Origin of the sequence: Zymomonas sp. (genome assembly GCF_020216885.1) — a bacterium.
Lineage (GTDB): Bacteria > Pseudomonadota > Alphaproteobacteria > Sphingomonadales > Sphingomonadaceae > Zymomonas.
This window is the reverse complement of sequence record NZ_JAIWON010000011.1, coordinates 1-19,292: the sequence shown is the minus strand read 5'-3', so window position 1 is coordinate 19,292 and position 19,292 is coordinate 1. Positions and strand designations below refer to the sequence as shown.

Annotated in this window: 17 protein-coding genes and 1 tRNA gene; 14 read left to right on the top strand and 4 right to left on the bottom strand. The window is 45.4% G+C overall.

What is annotated here, in order from left to right; all coding sequences use genetic code 11:
• The 3 genes from LDL18_RS00620 to glk all read left to right on the top strand — a co-directional run.
• Window positions 1-773: glucose-6-phosphate dehydrogenase (locus LDL18_RS00620; protein ID WP_296506057.1), on the top strand; the 773-nt coding region annotated here is incomplete at its 5' end.
• The gene (edd, locus tag LDL18_RS00615; RefSeq protein ID WP_296506055.1) at window positions 766-2,589 is read left to right on the top strand and encodes a phosphogluconate dehydratase; all 1,824 of its coding nucleotides are present in this window, start codon (window positions 766-768) and stop codon (window positions 2,587-2,589) included. The genes LDL18_RS00620 and edd, both read left to right, overlap by 8 nt.
• A gap of 134 nt (window positions 2,590-2,723) precedes the next feature.
• Window positions 2,724-3,698 carry a glucokinase gene (glk, locus tag LDL18_RS00610; protein WP_011240290.1) on the top strand — a complete coding sequence of 325 codons (975 nt, stop codon included), beginning with the start codon at window positions 2,724-2,726 and terminating at the stop codon, window positions 3,696-3,698.
• A 497-nt stretch (window positions 3,699-4,195) separates the two neighbouring features.
• On the opposite strand, the gene LDL18_RS00605 is transcribed toward glk, so the two are convergent.
• Window positions 4,196-4,885, bottom strand: coding sequence for an aspartate/glutamate racemase family protein (locus LDL18_RS00605; RefSeq protein WP_296506045.1), 690 nt, complete (start codon window positions 4,883-4,885; stop codon window positions 4,196-4,198).
• A 171-nt stretch (window positions 4,886-5,056) separates the two neighbouring features.
• On the opposite strand from LDL18_RS00605, the gene LDL18_RS00600 reads away from it, so the two are divergent.
• On the top strand, window positions 5,057-5,518 hold the full coding sequence (locus tag LDL18_RS00600) for an Lrp/AsnC family transcriptional regulator (RefSeq protein WP_296506043.1): 462 nt from the start codon (window positions 5,057-5,059) through the stop codon (window positions 5,516-5,518).
• 45 nt (window positions 5,519-5,563) lie between these two features.
• Here LDL18_RS00600 and LDL18_RS00595 read toward each other — a convergent pair whose 3' ends face one another.
• Window positions 5,564-5,869: an XRE family transcriptional regulator gene (locus LDL18_RS00595; protein WP_296506042.1), complete on the bottom strand. Its 306-nt coding sequence runs from the start codon at window positions 5,867-5,869 to the stop codon at window positions 5,564-5,566.
• Window positions 5,870-6,714: 845 nt separating this feature from the next.
• On the opposite strand from LDL18_RS00595, the gene LDL18_RS00590 reads away from it, so the two are divergent.
• Window positions 6,715-7,986: a glycoside hydrolase family 68 protein gene (locus LDL18_RS00590; RefSeq protein WP_296506040.1), complete on the top strand. Its 1,272-nt coding sequence runs from the start codon at window positions 6,715-6,717 to the stop codon at window positions 7,984-7,986.
• Window positions 7,987-8,142: 156 nt separating this feature from the next.
• The gene (locus LDL18_RS00585) at window positions 8,143-9,384 is read left to right on the top strand and encodes a glycoside hydrolase family 68 protein (RefSeq protein WP_296506038.1); all 1,242 of its coding nucleotides are present in this window, start codon (window positions 8,143-8,145) and stop codon (window positions 9,382-9,384) included.
• Window positions 9,385-9,472: 88 nt separating this feature from the next.
• Here the strand turns inward: LDL18_RS00585 and LDL18_RS00580 are convergent.
• Both LDL18_RS00580 and lon read right to left on the bottom strand, forming a co-directional pair.
• A tRNA-Val gene (locus LDL18_RS00580) sits at window positions 9,473-9,547 on the bottom strand.
• A gap of 127 nt (window positions 9,548-9,674) precedes the next feature.
• Window positions 9,675-12,101, bottom strand: a complete 2,427-nt coding sequence (gene lon / locus LDL18_RS00575; RefSeq protein ID WP_296506036.1) for an endopeptidase La — start codon at window positions 12,099-12,101, stop codon at window positions 9,675-9,677.
• A gap of 195 nt (window positions 12,102-12,296) precedes the next feature.
• On the opposite strand from lon, the gene LDL18_RS00570 reads away from it, so the two are divergent.
• The 8 genes from LDL18_RS00570 to LDL18_RS00535 all read left to right on the top strand — a co-directional run.
• A complete protein-coding gene (locus LDL18_RS00570) occupies window positions 12,297-12,917 on the top strand; it encodes a DNA-3-methyladenine glycosylase 2 family protein (RefSeq protein ID WP_296506034.1) in 621 nt (206 codons plus the stop codon).
• A gap of 84 nt (window positions 12,918-13,001) precedes the next feature.
• Window positions 13,002-13,508, top strand: coding sequence for a helix-turn-helix domain-containing protein (locus LDL18_RS00565; RefSeq protein WP_296506032.1), 507 nt, complete (start codon window positions 13,002-13,004; stop codon window positions 13,506-13,508).
• Window positions 13,508-14,794 (top strand): PBSX family phage terminase large subunit, encoded by a 1,287-nt coding sequence (locus LDL18_RS00560; protein ID WP_296506030.1) that lies wholly within the window; start codon window positions 13,508-13,510, stop codon window positions 14,792-14,794. Before LDL18_RS00565 ends, LDL18_RS00560 begins: the two co-directional genes overlap by 1 nt.
• Before the next feature lie 42 nt (window positions 14,795-14,836).
• Entirely contained in the window at window positions 14,837-17,026 is a 2,190-nt protein-coding gene (locus tag LDL18_RS00555; RefSeq protein ID WP_296506028.1) for a hypothetical protein, read from the top strand.
• Entirely contained in the window at window positions 17,026-17,325 is a 300-nt protein-coding gene (locus tag LDL18_RS00550) for a hypothetical protein (protein WP_296506026.1), read from the top strand. Before LDL18_RS00555 ends, LDL18_RS00550 begins: the two co-directional genes overlap by 1 nt.
• A 122-nt stretch (window positions 17,326-17,447) precedes the next feature.
• Entirely contained in the window at window positions 17,448-18,302 is an 855-nt protein-coding gene (locus LDL18_RS00545; protein WP_296506024.1) for a hypothetical protein, read from the top strand.
• 25 nt (window positions 18,303-18,327) lie between these two features.
• Entirely contained in the window at window positions 18,328-18,435 is a 108-nt protein-coding gene (locus LDL18_RS00540) for a hypothetical protein (protein WP_011240303.1), read from the top strand.
• Between the two features lie 335 nt (window positions 18,436-18,770).
• A partial coding sequence (locus LDL18_RS00535; protein ID WP_296506060.1) for a DUF5309 family protein occupies window positions 18,771-19,292 on the top strand: 522 nt, incomplete at its 3' end.

The window sequence follows — 19,292 nt, the reverse complement described above, 5'->3', positions numbered from 1 at the left end:
TGCGTGATATGGTTCAAAGCCATATCCTTCAGTTGGTTGCATTGGTCGCAATGGAACCGCCAGCTCATATGGAAGCCAACGCTGTTCGTGACGAAAAGGTAAAAGTTTTCCGCGCTCTGCGTCCGATCAATAACGACACCGTCTTTACTCATACCGTTACCGGCCAATATGGTGCTGGTGTTTCTGGTGGTAAAGAAGTTGCTGGTTACATCGAAGAACTGGGTCAGCCTTCCGATACCGAAACCTTCGTTGCTATCAAAGCGCATGTTGATAACTGGCGTTGGCAGGGTGTTCCGTTCTATATCCGCACTGGTAAGCGTTTACCTGCACGTCGTTCTGAAATCGTGGTTCAGTTTAAGCCTGTTCCGCATTCGATTTTCTCTTCTTCAGGCGGTATCTTGCAGCCGAACAAGCTGCGTATTGTCTTGCAGCCTGATGAAACCATCCAGATTTCCATGATGGTGAAAGAACCGGGTCTTGATCGTAACGGTGCGCATATGCGCGAAGTTTGGCTGGATCTTTCCCTTACGGATGTGTTTAAAGACCGTAAGCGTCGTATCGCTTATGAACGCCTGATGCTTGATCTTATCGAAGGCGATGCTACTTTATTTGTGCGTCGTGACGAAGTTGAGGCGCAGTGGGTTTGGATTGACGGAATTCGTGAAGGCTGGAAAGCCAACAGTATGAAGCCAAAAACCTATGTCTCTGGTACATGGGGGCCTTCAACTGCTATAGCTCTGGCCGAACGTGATGGAGTAACTTGGTATGACTGATCTGCATTCAACGGTAGAAAAGGTTACCGCGCGCGTTATTGAACGCTCGCGGGAAACCCGTAAGGCTTATCTGGATTTGATCCAGTATGAGCGGGAAAAAGGCGTAGACCGTCCAAACCTGTCCTGCAGTAACCTTGCTCATGGCTTTGCGGCTATGAATGGTGACAAGCCAGCTTTGCGCGACTTCAACCGCATGAATATCGGTGTTGTGACTTCCTACAACGATATGTTGTCGGCTCACGAACCGTATTATCGCTATCCAGAGCAGATGAAAGTATTTGCTCGCGAAGTTGGTGCAACGGTTCAGGTCGCCGGTGGCGTGCCTGCTATGTGCGATGGTGTGACCCAAGGTCAGCCCGGCATGGAAGAATCTCTGTTTAGCCGCGATGTCATCGCTTTGGCTACCAGCGTTTCTTTGTCCCATGGTATGTTTGAAGGGGCTGCCCTTCTCGGTATCTGTGACAAGATTGTCCCTGGTCTGTTGATGGGCGCTCTGCGCTTCGGTCACCTGCCGACCATTCTGGTCCCATCAGGCCCGATGACGACCGGTATCCCGAACAAAGAAAAAATCCGTATCCGTCAGCTCTATGCTCAGGGTAAAATCGGCCAGAAAGAACTTCTGGATATGGAAGCGGCTTGCTACCATGCTGAAGGTACCTGCACCTTCTATGGTACGGCAAACACCAACCAGATGGTTATGGAAGTCCTTGGTCTTCATATGCCAGGTTCGGCATTTGTTACCCCGGGTACGCCGCTCCGTCAGGCTCTGACCCGCGCTGCGGTGCATCGCGTTGCTGAATTGGGTTGGAAGGGCGATGATTATCGTCCGCTTGGTAAGATTATTGACGAAAAATCAATCGTCAATGCTATCGTTGGTCTGTTGGCAACCGGTGGTTCCACCAACCATACCATGCATATTCCGGCTATTGCTCGCGCTGCTGGCGTTATCGTTAACTGGAATGACTTCCATGATCTTTCTGAAGTTGTTCCGTTGATTGCTCGTATTTACCCGAATGGTCCGCGCGACATCAATGAATTCCAGAATGCAGGCGGCATGGCTTATGTCATCAAAGAATTGCTTTCTGCTAATCTGTTGAACCGTGACGTTACGACGATTGCCAAGGGCGGTATCGAAGAATACGCCAAGGCTCCGGCATTAAATGATGCTGGCGAGTTGGTCTGGAAGCCAGCCGGCGAACCTGGTGATGACACCATTCTGCGTCCGGTTTCTAATCCTTTCGCAAAAGATGGCGGTCTGCGTCTCTTGGAAGGTAACCTTGGTCGTGCAATGTACAAGGCCAGTGCTGTTGATCCTAAATTCTGGACTATCGAAGCACCGGTTCGCGTATTCTCTGACCAAGACGATGTTCAGAAAGCCTTCAAGGCTGGCGAATTGAATAAAGACGTCATCGTCGTTGTTCGCTTCCAAGGCCCGCGCGCAAACGGTATGCCTGAATTGCATAAACTGACCCCAGCTTTGGGTGTTCTGCAGGATAATGGCTACAAAGTTGCTTTGGTAACCGATGGTCGTATGTCTGGTGCTACCGGTAAAGTACCAGTTGCTTTGCATGTCAGCCCAGAAGCTCTTGGCGGTGGTGCCATCGGTAAATTACGTGATGGCGATATCGTTCGTATCTCGGTTGAAGAAGGCAAACTTGAAGCTTTGGTTCCAGCTGATGAGTGGAATGCTCGTCCGCAGGCTGAAAAACCAGCTTTCCGTCCGGGAACTGGACGCGAATTGTTTGATATCTTCCGTCAGAATGCTGCTAAAGCTGAAGACGGTGCAGTCGCAATATATGCAGGTGCCGGTATCTAATTTTTCCAGCGAAAAATTGTAGACTTGGACTTTGTAATCTCATTTTCTGGTATAGGGATATCCCTATACCAGAACTGAAATCAGATTTGCTTTTACCCTTTAGGTAGCCTTCTGATTTTAGAAAGGAATTATTCATGGAAATTGTTGCGATTGACATCGGTGGAACGCATGCGCGTTTCTCTATTGCGGAAGTAAGCAATGGTCGGGTTCTTTCTCTAGGAGAAGAAACGACTTTTAAAACGGCGGAACATGCTAGCTTGCAGTTAGCTTGGGAACGTTTCGGTGAAAAACTGGGTCGTCCTTTGCCACGTGCCGCAGCTATTGCATGGGCTGGCCCCGTTCATGGTGAAGTTTTAAAACTTACCAATAACCCTTGGGTATTAAGACCAGCTACTCTAAATGAAAAGCTGGATATCGATACACATGTTCTAATCAATGACTTCGGTGCGGTTGCCCACGCGGTTGCGCATATGGATTCTTCTTATCTGGATCATATTTGTGGTCCTGATGAAGCGCTTCCTAGCGATGGTGTTATCACCATTCTTGGTCCAGGAACGGGCTTGGGTGTTGCCCATCTGTTGCGGACCGAAGGCCGTTATTTCGTCATTGAAACTGAAGGCGGTCATATCGACTTTGCTCCGCTTGATAGACTTGAAGACAAAATTCTGGCGCGGTTGCGCGAACGCTTCCGTCGCGTTTCTATCGAACGCATTATTTCTGGCCCAGGTCTTGGTAATATCTACGAAGCACTGGCTGCCATTGAAGGCGTTCCGTTCAGCTTGCTGGATGACATTAAATTATGGCAGATGGCTCTGGAAGGCAAAGACAACCTTGCCGAAGCCGCTTTGGATCGCTTCTGCTTGAGCCTTGGCGCTATTGCTGGTGACCTTGCTTTGGCACAGGGTGCAACCAGTGTTGTTATTGGTGGTGGTGTTGGTCTCCGTATCGCCTCGCATCTGCCAGAATCTGGCTTCCGTCAGCGCTTTGTCTCAAAGGGACGCTTTGAACGCGTCATGTCCAAGATTCCGGTTAAGTTGATTACTTATCCGCAGCCTGGACTGTTGGGTGCAGCAGCGGCCTATGCCAACAAATATTCTGAAGTTGAATAATATTTTTTAATATTATGAACTGAATTTAAGAGGCTGCCTTCCGAAAAAATCGGGAGGTAGCCTTTTTTATATTTTTTAGTAAAAAATGAAGAAGAAAAAATCTTAAGTAAGAACAATGTTATTATTATTTTTTTGATATATTTTTCTATTATTATTTACTTAAAAATACTATTTTATAATTTTATCTGCTATTCTGTGTTTTAAATATTTTTATTATGACAATTTTTTAATAAAATCGATGTGATATTTAGGTATTTATATAGAAGTATGGGGTAATATTTAGTATTATTGATTTGATTCTATCTAGGTTTATCTTCGGAATTAATGAATATTAAAAAGAGCCATCCGCTGTTGCAATCGAATAAATATATACCGCATATCGTATAAACGACCACCCGACCGAAATTGTAGAATTTCGATCGGGGATAGCTACTCTACATTAGATTATCTTGTATACTCTTCTAATCTTCCAAGAAGAGCACCGTGCTCAAGACAACTTACGCCAGCGCGAATTTTACAGCGGCTTCTGCATGAATTTGTGTGGAGTCATAGCAAGGCAAATCAAGCATATCCTGCTTGATAAGCAGAGGGATTTCAGTACATCCGAGTATTACGGAATCAACACCTTTTGCGCGGGCTTTCTCAATTATTTTAAGATAACCTTGCCGTGATGACTCTTTGACTTCACCCTGACATAGCTCGTCAAAAATCACATCATGGACAAAGCCTCTATCTTTGTCTTCTGGTGTAATCACATCAAGACCCTGATTTTTCATGCGGTCAGTATAGAAGCCATGTTCCATCGTATAGCGCGTTGCCAAGAGGAGAGGGCGTTTGCGACCATCTTTCTTTAAGGCTTTAGCTGTCTCATCAACAATATTGATGAGAGGGACAGCTGATATTTCAGCTACTGCATCAGCGACGAGATGCATCGTGTTGGTGCAAATGAGGACACAGTCAGCTCCAGCCTTTGCTAAGCCTGCCCCAGCAGCACCGAGAAGCTTGGCAGCATCATCCCAGCGGTCAGCCTTTTGAAGCGCAACAACCTCTGCAAAGTTCAAGGAATGCATAAGCAGATCTGCTGAGACTAATCCACCGCGTGCATCACGGATAGCTTCATTGATAATCTGGTAATAAGTGACCGTGGATTCCCAACTCATACCGCCAATAAGGCCGATTTTTTTCATATGCCAATCTCACGAAACTGATTGTTAATAGCCATAAGAATGCCATGCCTTTTGTAAAAAAAACGCGCTTTTTTTGAGGAATTTAAGAGTAAAAATGCAAATTATTTTCTTATTATTAAAAATAAATGCAAAAATATTGTTCTTATAGAAGAGCCGGTGTATTATTTCTCGATGATCGACTACCGAGACCGGCATATATTATCTTTATTACAAGCTAACGCAGAAATGCCATTGGCCGAGATTGCAGAACGGGTTGCTCTTTCTGTTTCGGCTTGCTCTCGTCGTGTCGCGCGATTGCGTGAGGAAGGTTATATAAAAGGTACCATTGCTCTTTTGGATAGGAAGAAGATCAACCTTCCGACAACTATTTTCCTTCTTGTTAAAACGGGATTGCACACGGGAAATTATCTTGATCAATTTCATGCAGCCGTGAGTGCTATCCCTGAAATTGTCGAAGTCCATAGGCTCACTGGAAATTTTGATTATATTTTAAAATTAGCTTTGCCGAATGTCGAATATTATGATGTTATTTATAAACAGATACTAAAAAATGTCGCCTTCTATGATATGTCTGCCTATATTTCTATGGAGACGGTAAAAATATCACCTGCTTTGCCGACAAACTATATTTAAAAAGAATTTTTTTCTAAAATCTTATTAAATAATTCGTCATCTTGGCTAAATTTTTTTTTTACCTATATCGATTTCTTGTAAAAAAGCGATAATTTGATCTATCTTATTTTCTGAAATTTGGTATTTTTGGCTTTGGTATAGTAAGAAATCAAGAATAGAAGGCATACCCGCGGCTTGCGCTATAGCTTCAAGATTTTTGACAGACATCACCGAATGATGATTCATATCGACGGCGCGTGAAAGCGTTGTTGCGGCCTTTATATTAGCTCTACGTGCTAATTCTGCCCAGCTTACATCCATTTTGTCTCGGATGCTGTAAAGCCATTTGGCAATAATCTCTTTTTGTCTCATCACCTTATCTCAGTAATAAGTGAGGCTGAAGGTAATCTTTATATAAATTAGTATATAAACAAAATGTTAAATTTTATAAAAATGATATTGTCTTGTTGTAATAATATCCAGAATATTAAGGCTATTGGATAGATAACAAGAAATATATTATGAACTATCACTCAAAACACTTGGGAAGGCCAAGTGGACAGCTAACAAAACGCCGTAAAGAAATTCTGGAATATTGGAGACAATATGGCCCTGTTTCTTTAGAAAAATTAGCGCGTGACTGTCATATCTTTGATAGACCCACGGCAAGACGATTTCTAATAACCTTTGAAAAAATGGGTATTTTGCAGCCAGCTCGGGCAAAATTTTTAAAAAAATAGAGAAAAATAAAAAATCTATTTTTATGTTGTAAATTAAAAAATATACAATGATTTATCAAGTTAAATGATTTTACAAAAAAATATTTTTTAATAAACATTTTTACTTGTTGTGAAATAATATTTATTAAGATTTATACTATTTTTATTTAAAAATTTTATAAAATTGGAGACTTATATGAGTGCAAAAGATTTATTTTTAGAATTTTAGTCTCTTTTCTCATAAAATGAGGCATATTGATACAATTCAACATTTATAAATCAGACATAGCTTTATGTTTTTGATATAAATATTCAATTTATTTTAAAATATAAGTTTAACTTTAAGTAAAGTCTTCCAAAAAAATAATACTTCGCTTGAGACGTTAAAGCGTGTCTTTCGAAAAGGCAGCCTATTTCAATATTTCTGCCTTTTTGAAAGTCGAGAACAAGAATTACTCTTTTTTCGGCTTTATTTCATCATTTATTAGGATAGTTCTTATGTTGAATAAAGCAGGCATTGCAGAGCCGAGCTTGTGGACTCGTGCGGATGCTATGAAAGTGCATACCGATGATCCCACGGCGACTATGCCTACCATTGATTATGACTTTCCTGTCATGACCGATAAATATTGGGTTTGGGACACTTGGCCCTTACGCGATATTAACGGTCAGGTTGTCAGCTTCCAAGGTTGGTCGGTGATCTTTGCTCTGGTCGCTGATCGCACGAAATATGGTTGGCATAATCGCAATGATGGTGCCAGAATTGGTTATTTCTTTTCACGTGGTGGAAGCAACTGGATTTTTGGTGGTCATCTTCTGAAAGATGGCGCCAATCCGCGTTCTTGGGAATGGTCTGGTTGCACGATTATGGCACCGGGTACGGCCAATTCTGTCGAAGTATTCTTTACGTCTGTCAATGAAACGCCGTCAGAATCCGTTCCTGCCCAGTGCAAGGGCTACATCTATGCTGATGATAAATCGGTATGGTTTGACGGTTTTGATAAAGTAACCGATCTGTTTCAGGCAGATGGCCTTTATTATGCTGATTATGCAGAAAATAATTTCTGGGATTTCCGCGATCCGCATGTCTTCATTAACCCAGAAGATGGCAAAACATATGCCTTGTTTGAAGGTAATGTTGCCATGCAGCGCGGCACGGTCGCCGTTGGCGAAGAGGAAATTGGCCCTGTTCCACCGAAAACCGAAACGCCTGATGGCGCTCGCTATTGTGCTGCTGCCATTGGTATTGCACAGGCCACCAATGAAGCCCGTACCGAATGGAAATTGTTACCACCTTTGGTAACGGCCTTCGGTGTCAATGACCAAACGGAGCGGCCTCATGTCGTATTCCAGAATGGTTTGACCTATCTCTTCACGATCAGTCATCATTCGACTTATGCCGATGGTTTGTCGGGTCCTGATGGGGTTTATGGCTTTGTTTCTGAAAACGGCATTTTTGGCCCTTATGAACCGCTGAATGCTTCCGGTTTGGTGCTGGGTAACCCATCTTCACAGCCTTATCAGGCTTATTCCCATTATGTGATGACGAATGGGCTGGTGACCTCCTTTATTGATACCATTCCGAGTTCTGACCCGAATGTCTATCGTTATGGTGGCACCTTGGCACCGACCATCAAGTTGGAGTTAGTTGGCCATCGCAGCTTCGTCACCGAAGTGAAGGGTTATGGCTATATTCCGCCACAGATCGAGTGGTTGGCAGAAGATGAATCTTCTAATTCTGCGGCAACCCTGTCTTTATTGAATAAATAAGATTTATTCATTGTAAATGACGTTTCTGATTATGCTTGAATAAAGCGTTATCATCTTTTGAGTTTATTTCAACTTAAGGGTCATCAGGGCATTCTTGCCCTGATGACACCCTTCCTATTCCTAATAATAATTTTAAGAAAGTGTATATTACTTTAAATGTTTAATTTTAATGCCAGTCGCTGGACGCGAGCCCAAGCGATGAAAGTGAATAAATTTGATTTGACGACCTCTATGCCAGAAATTGGTACTGATTTTCCGATTATGCGTGATGACTTATGGCTGTGGGACACTTGGCCGCTACGGGATATCAATGGCAATCCTGTCAGTTTTAAAGGCTGGAATGTTATCTTCTCTTTGGTCGCTGACCGCAATATTCCGTGGAATGACCGTCATTCTCATGCCCGTATCGGCTATTTCTATTCCAAAGACGGTAAGAGCTGGATTTATGGTGGCCATCTTTTGCAAGAATCAGCCAATACCCGCACGGCAGAATGGTCAGGCGGCACGATTATGGCACCAGGTTCTCGCAATCAGGTTGAAACCTTCTTTACTTCGACTTTATTCGACAAGAATGGTGTCCGTGAAGCCGTCGCTTCTGTCACGAAAGGCCGCATTTATGCGGATAGTGAAGGTGTCTGGTTCAAGGGTTTTGACCAGTCAACGGATTTGTTTCAGGCAGATGGTCTGTTTTATCAAAATTATGCAGAAAATAATCTCTGGAATTTCCGTGATCCTCATGTTTTCATCAATCCTGAGGATGGTGAGACCTATGCTTTGTTCGAGGCCAATGTTGCCACTGTCCGTGGAGAAGACGATATAGGCGAGGATGAAATTGGTCCTGTTCCGGCTAATACGGTAGTTCCAAAAGATGCCAATTTATGTTCGGCTTCTATTGGTATCGCGCGTTGTTTATCGCCGGATCGCACCGAATGGGAACTGTTACCGCCTTTGCTGACAGCTTTTGGTGTCAATGACCAGATGGAACGGCCTCATGTCATTTTCCAAAATGGTTTGACCTATCTCTTTACGATCAGTCATGATTCGACTTATGCCGATGGTTTGACCGGTTCCGATGGTCTTTATGGCTTTGTTTCCGAAAATGGTATTTTTGGCCCCTATGAGCCACTGAATGGTTCCGGCCTTGTTCTCGGTGGTCCTGCCTCACAGCCGACCGAGGCCTATGCTCATTATATTATGAACAATGGCTTGGTTGAATCTTTTATCAATGAAATCATTGATCCAAAAAGCGGCAAAGTCATTGCTGGCGGGAGCTTGGCACCGACTGTTCGCGTTGAATTACAGGGACATGAGACTTTCGCGACCGAAGTCTTTGATTATGGATATATTCCTGCATCCTATGCTTGGCCTGTATGGCCGTTCCCTGATCGTCGCAAATAATTTTTGACGACAAAAAATGGCGCTGAAATAACGCTAATCATACCGGAAGATATAAAACCGGTTATCCATTTTCAGATGAAGTGGGAGATGGTGGGCGCGGCTGGGATTGAACCAGCGGCCACTGCGATGTGAACACAGTGCTCTACCACTGAGCTACGCGCCCTTTATGCTGCGAAGCAGTAAGGAAAACCCGAAGCTTTGTCCAGAGTTTTTTCAAATAGCAGAATAAATTATAAAAATATCCCTGCCAGCCGGTTTGACTAGCAGGGATACGGGGTAAGTGTTTTTTATCAGTGATGCACAGGGCTGACAGCATCTGACGCATGATGGTTCAAAGCTGTCGGCGGGAAAGCCGCCAGATCATCCGCTTCGCTCCAGTCGATAGGATCAAGCTTTTCAGTCAAAGCGAGTGCCAGAACCTCATCAACATGCGATACCGGAATAATCTTCAGACCCTTTTTAATGTTTTCTGGTAATTCAATCAGGTCTTTCTGATTTTCTTCCGGAATTAACACCGTTTTGATCCCGCCTCTTAGGGCAGCAAGAAGTTTCTCTTTCAATCCACCGATCGGCAGGACGCGACCTCTTAGGGTGACTTCGCCGGTCATCGCGACATCGCGGCGCACTGGAACGCCTGTCAAAACCGAGGTAATCGCTGTCACAATACCGATACCTGCTGAAGGTCCATCTTTTGGAACGGCACCTTCCGGCAAATGGATATGGACATCTTTCCGAGTAAAGATGCTGGGTTTAATGCCATAGAAGGGGGCGCGTGATTTGACGAAGGACAACGCCGCTTGAATGGACTCCTTCATCACATCGCCAAGTTTACCTGTCGTGCGGATATTGCCTCTACCCGGAACAGTGACACTTTCGATCGTCAGCAATTCGCCGCCGACTTCTGTCCATGCCAGACCCGTGACGACACCGACCTGATCTTCTTTTTCAGAAATACCAAATTTATACCGCCGGACACCCGAAAAATCGCTCAGATTTTTAGCCGTGACCGTGATCGTTTTAGCTTTCTTTTCAAGAATACGCCGCAAGGCTTTACGGGCGATTTTAGCTAATTCACGTTCCAGCGCACGAACACCCGATTCACGAGTATAATAGCGGATAAGATCACGGATAGCGCCTGTTTCAACCGTAAATTCGCCTTTTTTCAAACCATGGGATTTGATTTGACGCGGTAAAAGATGGCTGGTCGCGATCTCGATTTTTTCGTCTTCGGTATAACCTTCGAGGCGGATGATTTCCATGCGGTCGATTAGAGGAGCTGGCAAATTCAAAGAATTGGCCGTTGCCACAAACATGACATCCGAAAGATCAATATCGGTTTCAAGATAATGATCCTGAAATTTATTGTTCTGTTCGGGGTCTAAAACCTCAAGCAAGGCTGAAGCCGGATCACCACGGGAATCCTGTCCCAATTTGTCAATTTCATCAAGCAGAAAAAGCGGATTAAAGCTTTCTGCTTTTTTGATATTGGTGACGATTTTACCGGGAAGCGAGCCAATATAAGTCCGACGATGGCCGCGTATTTCAGCTTCATCACGAACGCCGCCGAGCGACTGTCTGACAAAGTTACGACCCGTGGCCTTGGCAATAGAGCGTGCTAAGGAGGTTTTACCCACACCCGGAGGCCCGACAAGGCAAAGGATGGGTCCTTTCAACTTGTTCGTGCGAGCCTGAACCGCGATATATTCGACAATTCGTTCTTTAACCTTATCAAGGCCGAAATGTTCTTCGCCAAGAATTTTTTCAGCCGCGATGATATCCTTTTTAACCCGTGTTTTCTTGCCCCATGGCATATTTAACAAGGTTTCAAGATAAGAACGCACCACCGTTGCTTCGGCAGACATAGCGCCCATCGTCCGCAATTTTTTTAATTCGGAAGTGGCCTTGGCCTTCACCTCTTTCGGCAGTTTCGGGTTATTCAGCTTTTGCGTGAATTCAGAGAGCTCGTCGCCGTCCTCTTCTTCTTCACCATTCCCGCTGCTTTCACCTGTGGAAAGTTCTCTCTGAATAGCTTTGAGCTGTTCATTGAGGTAATATTCCCGCTGGTTCTTTTCCATCTGGCGTTTGACGCGGCTTCTGATCTTGCGTTCAACCTGTAAAACGCCAAGCTCGCCTTCCATCAGGCCAAACGTCATTTCCAGTCTTTTAAAGGGATTCAACTCTTCAAGAAGCGGCTGTTTGTCGGCCACTTTGACAGCCAAATTAACCGCGATCGCGTCAGCCAGTCGAGACGGGGCATCAATCTCTTTGATTTCATGGGCAATATCGCCCGGTAATTTGCGATTGAGTTTAGCGTAATGTTCGAACTGATCCTTGACTGAGCGCATCAGAGCCTCGACCTCGTCATTTTCGACGGAGGTATTCTCAAGGGGTTCTACTTCGGCGATTAGATGGCCACTGGAATCATCCATGTCGCTTATTTTTGCGCGTTTCCGGCCTTCTACCAACACCCGCACGGTGCCGTCGGGTAATTTAAGAAGTTGTAACACATTCGCGACCACGCCAACGTCATAAAGCGCTTCACGATTAGGGTCTTCTTCAGCTGGGTCGCGTTGGGAAACGAGAAAAATAGTCTTCTCTGCTGCCATCACGCTTTCAAGCGCTGCTACCGATTTTTCACGACCGACAAAAAGCGGCGCGATCATATGAGGGAATACGACGATGTCGCGCAGCGGTAAAACGGGAAGGGTTTCTTTCATCACAACTCCACTGGGGCGGCAAAATGCTCACACCTTTTCATAGATATGGTGTCGATCTTTCTAGGTTCAATCACGGGGGTCTATCAGGAAAATAACTTATTTGGGAAAAGAATTTAAAATAACATAGAATAAAACTTTGTGCATGAGTAACAATAAAAAATTTTACTGACGATAGAAAGATAGTGACTGGATAAGATGAAACAATCTTTGTGCCAACAGAATATTGAACAAAATCTGGATCAATGGGCTGCCGAAAATCACTTGATACAACAAGGGCTGCACCAATTTGGTTATCCATTTTATCAAGCCGTCGAAAGAGGTGTTTCTAGTCTGGCTCGGGTGATTGTCGGGCAACAGCTTCATACCAAAGTTGCGGATGGCATATGGCAAAAACTTATCAATTCTATCGGGGAAATTACGGCTGATCGGCTTTTGTCTGTTGACGGGTCAATTTTGCGGCAATGTGGATTGTCGCCGTCCAAGATTTCCTATTTAAAAGATTTGGCGAGGCGCTCTGTCTTGGGGCTTGATTTGCTCGCTTTGCCCGAAGACGATGATGAGGCAGTCGATCTTTTGATGTCTGTGTATGGGATTGGTCGTTGGACGGCTGAAAATTACCTTATTTTTGCCGAAGGGCGGTTGGATATTTGGCCTGCGGCTGATTTAGGCATAAGAATTGCCACCGGATATCTTTATCAACTATCCCATAGGCCTGATATGAAAGAAACCCGTGGTCTTGGGGATATATTCCGTCCTTATAGAAGTATAATGGCTTTGTTTTTATGGCATCAATATCGAAATAAAAATTTCTGCTGATTTTATTCTAATGCTCAATTTTTTCTAATCATTTTATTTTTGCCTACTCCTTGTTGTTGTAAATTCTGTTTTAATAGAATTTACATGACGGCTTCTTCTACTTTTAAAATTGAATATATTATACAGGCGCGCAACCTTGCCAAGTTAGGGGCAACCAATCGCGATATTGCCGATTTTTTTGGTGTAAGCGAACGCACGATCAATCGTTGGGTTTTGAAGTATCCTGATTTTGCCAATGCGGTCAGAATTGGGAAAGCGGCGGCCGATAATCGGGTTGAGGCTTCGCTCTATCAAAGAGCTGTGGGTTATAGTTATGATTGCCAAAAAGTGGTGATGGTTTCAGGTAAGCCTGAAGTCGTGGAATTTGTTGAGCATCTTCCGCCCGATATTTCGGCCTGTAGTTTCTGGTTACGGAATCGCCGCCCCAAACAATGGCGAGACAAACAAACCGCAGAAATTACCGGCCAAAATGGTGCGCCTATTTTGGCGCGTATAGAACGCGTCATTGTGGGTGAGGAGCATAACGCCTCTGATAGGCCTATACTCTCTTCGGAATGGGATAACGATCCTGTTGATATGGAAAAGATGTGATGTCTTTTCCGGCTTTGAGAATTCCGACAGCCAAAGTCTTTAGACCTTTATTAAAACCGGCACGCTATAAAGGGGCTTATGGTGGAAGAGGTTCAGGTAAATCCCATTTTTTCGCGGAAATGTTGGTTGAAGATTGTCTTCGCCTTCCGGGATTGCGAGCTGTCTGTATTCGCGAAGTACAAAAATCTCTGAAAGATTCAGCTAAAAGGCTGATCGAAGCGAAATTATCGGCCTATAATTTAGGAAGCAATGTCGGTTTCCGTGTCTTTCGTGACCATATTAGAACGCCCGGAGATGGGGTTATCATCTTTCAAGGGATGCAAGACCATACCGCCGAAAGCATCAAGTCTTTGGAGGGCTTTTCACGGGCATGGGTCGAGGAAGCACAAACGCTGTCCCAACGATCTTTAGAGCTTTTAAGGCCAACGATCAGGACAATTGATTCTGAATTATGGTTTTCGTGGAATCCGCGTTTCAAAACTGATCCGGTTGACCGGATGTTGCGCGGCGAAACACCACCGACTGGTGCTGTTGTGGTTCAGGCTAATTGGGAAAATAACCCGTGGTTTCCTTCGCCGTTGGATCAGGAAAGACGGGATTGTCTGACGAATGACCCTGATAAATACCGCCATATATGGGAAGGGGGGTATGCCGAGATAACCGAGGGGGCTTATTATGCCCAAGCCTTGGCCAAAGCCCGATCTGAAAAGCGTATAGGTATGGTAGCCGCTGACCCATTGATGACCTTGCGGGCAGTTTGGGATATCGGCGGCACGGGTGCTAAGGCTGATGCTACCGCGATATGGATTGTCCAATATGTCGGGCGGGAAATCCGTTTCCTCGATCATTATGAAGCGCAAGGGCAGCCCTTATCTGCCCATCTTCATTGGTTGCGCTCGCATGATTATGGCGGGGCTTTGTGCATCCTGCCGCATGATGGCGCACAGCATGATAAAATTGTCTCGACAACCTATGAAGGCGCATTACGTGAAGCCGGATTTCCGGTGCGGGTTATCCCTAATCAAGGGGCTGGCGCTGCCATGCAGCGGATTGAAGCGGCTCGCCGGTTATTTCCCCAGATGTGGTTTGATGAAAATCACTGCCATGGCGGTTTGGAAGCCCTTGGCTGGTATCATGAAAAACGGGATGAAATACGCGGGATAGGGTTAGGGCCTGACCATGACTGGTCGAGTCATTCTGCTGATGCTTTCGGTTTAGCTGCAATCGCTTGGGAACCTCCGGTTACCAGCCGAAAAATCACCTATAGCAATAAAGGAATATTTTAATGAAACGGGCTGGAAATAGCTTTCTGCCCCGAAGGGGGTGGTATGTCTTTGGATATTGATGGCAATATAAATTTAAAAGAAAAACAGGTGGCATCCTTGTTGCCTCATCGTGAATTATTAGCGATTTTGCGAGAAAAAGCCGATCAAGCCGAAAGCTGGCATAATAGTTTGCTGGCCGAAGATCAGGCAAATGCGATCGACTTTTATGAAGCGCGTCCCTTTGGGGATGAAGAAGACGGTCGGAGTCAGGTTGTTAGTCCCGATGTAGCCGAGGTTGTCGATTATATGACGATCAGCCTGTTGCGGACAATTGTATCTGGTGATCGGGTGATTGAATTCGAGCCAGTAGCTGCCGATCAGGCACAGGATGCCGATGATGCGACCGAAGCCGTCAGCTATGCTTTTATGCATGGGCAGGACGGGTATAAAATCCTGCATGACTGGATCCAGTCGGGATTGATTGAAAAAATAGGCATTATCAAAACGGCGGTCTTATCGGAAAGACGTGCCACGATCCGTCATATTACGTTGGATGATAATGCTTTGGCGGCTTTGTTGATGGAGGCCGAGGATAATCCCGATATTCAGATTACCTTGAATGGTGACAATGGTAGCCATCAGTATGAAGTAACAGTTACCCGTTATCAGCAGCAAAAACGCTATATTGATATGCCAATTCCGTCGGAAGAATATCGCGTTTCAGCCAGAACGCGCCATGAAGATGAGGCCGATTATCAGGCGCATGTCAGTTACAAGACCCTGTCTGACCTTATTTCAATGGGATTTGATCGCGATATTGTCGAGGGCTTACCCACCGATAATAGCTTTTCAAATGGTGACGGCCGTTCAAATGCTAGATGGAGGGATGAGTCCTTTCTGTCAGGCAGTAGCGATCAGGCCAACCGCGAGGTTCTTTTATATGAAGAATATGTCCGCATAGATCGTGATGGCGATGGCATTGCCGAATTGTTGCAGATTTTTCGGGTAAAAGACGTTTTACTTTCGATTGAAGAAGTCGATGAAGCCCCCTTTGTTGTCTGGACACCTTTCCCACGCGCCCATCGGATGATTGGTAATTCTTTGGCCGAAAAGGTGATGGATATCCAAAGGGTTAAATCTGTTTTGATGCGTCAGGCATTGGATGGGGTTTACCAGACCAACGCGCCACGCATGGCCGTGAATGTCGATGGTTTAACCGAAGATACTTTTGACGATTTATTGACCATCAGGCCTGGGGCGATTGTCCGTTATCGGGGTGGTATTCCGCCAACGCCGTTAAATGCCGGTTTCGATATCCAAAAATCTTTGGGTATGATCGAATATATGCAGGCAGCGCAGGAAAGCCGAACGGGCATTACGCGTCTTAATCAAGGTTTGGATGCAGATAGCCTGAATAAGACAGCCACTGGTCAGGCTTTGCTTCAAGCGCAAGGGCAGCAAATGGAAGAATATGTTGCCCGCAATTTTGCGCAAAGTCTGGGGCGATTATTCCAGAAAAAATTATGGCTGATGATTGCATCGGGTGATCCGATGGCTATCAAAGTGGAAGGGCTTTATAAAACAGTCGATCCGGCCTTGTGGCCGCCAGATATGCGCGTGCGTGTCACGGTCGGATTGGGATCAGGCCGGAAAGATCAGCGTTTGGCCTATCGTCAGCAGTTGTTATCTATTCAGCAGCAGGCTTTGACCGTTGGTTTAAGTGGTACCAAGCAGATTTATAACAATATTGCTGCGATGATCCGTGATTGTGGTTTGGGCAATCCGACGGATTATCTGATTGATCCCGCTGCCGATTTGTCGGGCAATCCGGCAGAAAATCCTGTGAATAATAATTCGTCTATTCCGCAAAATTCTGCTGGTAGTGTAGGAAATAATCCCGATTATACAGAGTTGAAAGCCCGACAGGAGATCAATCTTCAAGGGCAGAAAATGGCTGCCGATCAGGAACGGAATAGGGCTGAATTTGCTTTAAAAAAGCAGGAAGCCGAAGCCAAGCTGGAGATGCAACAGCAAGAGCATAAACAGCGTTTGGCTTTGATACGCGAAAAAGCCGAAGAAGATGCTATTCTGGCAAGACAACGTTCCGATTTTGAAGCCTCGCTTGCCAAGGAAACGGCTGATCGTAATTACCAGATCGCTTTAAAATTGGCAGAAGCCGGAAAAAATATTCCAGCGGATAAAAGAGGGGATAGGGTGCCACAAAATAAAGCAGGGGGCGCATTGGATAAATAATGGAGCAAGATCCTATTTTGCGGGCAAGGCGTTGGAAAGCCTTTTATGAAGAAAAGGGCGGGTTGAAAGCTATTTTGCAAGAAATCGGTACCCGTTATATCCAGCGTATGTCCGAGATTGCCCCATGGGAAGCCGAAGCTGACCGAAAATTGTTACGTTTGGCGATGGCTAATCGAATTGTGGGGCAAATTGATAACGTGATTCAAGTAATTATTGCTGATGGGCAATTGGCCGATCAGGCCAGAGAACATGCCCGAAAAATAGAGACTTTACCCGATCGAAAACGTCGCTGGCTGTAGGCCAATCAATCAAGGTCTCCATTCTATTTATTGAAATAAAACCGGCTGGGTGGCGGGAAATGAAGTCACCGGAGTGATTTTCTGCGCCCATTTTACCGGTTGGTAATTCAGGAATATTGATAATGACAAATATAAAAGGTGCCGTCTTGAAGCGACCCCGTCGGTCTATTCAGGATGCTGCCGAGGCATTGCAAGCTAATCTTGCGCCGGATCAAGATGATCCGATGGCTGGAAATAATGCGGATATGCCGCCATCCGATCAGGCATCCGATGATCAGGAAAATATGGGGGCGGCGGCTATGGCGGGTGACACTGGTCAAAATAATCAGGGTCATCGGGATATGAGCGCGGCTTGGCAAGAACATTGTCGAGCCTTGCATTACCATTATGCTGACCAGCTTGCTAAATATGCCGAAGCGATCACACCCAAAAAACCCGATCCGCAATTATTGGTCAGTGATCCGGCAAGCTATGCCGCACAATTGGCAAGTTATGAAGACTTAACAGCCAAGCGTGACCAAATTGTTCAGGAAGTTATCCAGATTTCTCGCCAGAATGAAATGGCTGAATTGGCTGCCAGACAGGCTTGGGCGCAGGGGGAACATCAGCGTTTAATGTCAATCTTCCCCGAATGGGCGGATGACAATCAGAGACCGGCTATTTTAGCAGCTTTTGAAGAGACGGGTCGCCATCTTGGTTATCCCGATCATGTTCTAGCCGCGGCTGATTCCAACGACATTATGGCTTTGAAAAAAGCCCATGAATGGCGAAGAAAATCCGAAAAATGGGATGCCCTACAACAGGGTAAGACGGCGGCTATCAAATCGGCCAAAATATCGAGAAAAACCGCGGTTCCGGGAACATCCCAGCCTTATGGTGCAGCCAAAAGCCGGAAATTGAATGAATCATTGGGGCAGCTTCGCAAAAGCGGTGATGTCCGGTCAGCCGCGGCGGCAATGAACGCCCTTTTTAAATAATCTACTTTTCAAGGAATTTTGAATTATGTCTGTTGCCTCTAATACCGTCCAAACCTATTCGCGTGTCGGTATTCGTGAAGATCTTTCCGATATTATTTATAATATCAGCCCGACTGGAGTCTTGGTCCGTTAATGTAGTTTTTAAAACTGCATTAAATGAAAAGGCGGTGAATTCGGGGAACGTCCGACCGTAATAGACGAGGATAATCCCGAGCCAAGCTTGAGATGAAAATCTCTTGAAGGTGTAACGACTAACAGCCGAGCCTATCGACAAAAAAACGATAAAACTGATGCCGTTATTTTCGAAAAAGAAGCGGGTATGATTCTTTTCATTTTTACTGAAAATGCCGGAAATTTCGGGGTAAAGATTCAGTCAGTTTTTTGTCTATGGCAGTAATGCTGACACGAGTGCCGTCCGCGAAAGCGATGATATAGTCTGAGCCTTGCAGGAATGTAAGGAAGCAAGGGATAAAGAGCCTTTGCGGTAACAATCTGGAAACACCTTTTGTAACGGCTATCGGTCAAACGACAGCCAAAAATACCTATACTGAATGGCAGACTGACAATCTGGCCAGTGCAAATGCCCAAAATAAGCAGGTCGAAGGCGCTGATCTTGCCAATGAAAGCCGTCAACCTACGGTTCGGGTTGGCAATTATACCCAGATCATGACCAAAGTTGTCGGGACATCGACGACTGATCGGGCAGTGCATAATGCCGGACGTGGGGACGAACATGCCTATCAGTTGGCGCGTGCCGGTCAGGAATTGAAACGCGATATTGAAGCGCGTTTTACTGGTAATTTCGCAGCTATCCCCGGAGATGGGGCGGTTGTCGCGCGGGAAACCGCAGGGGCTTTGGCATGGCTGCGCAGTAATGCCCATCGTGGCGAAGGCGGTGCCAATTCGGTGATGTCCGGTGGCGACAATGGCAGTGGGTATCCCACCGTTGCGGCGACCGCAGGAAAAGCGCGGCTTTATACCGAGGCTTTG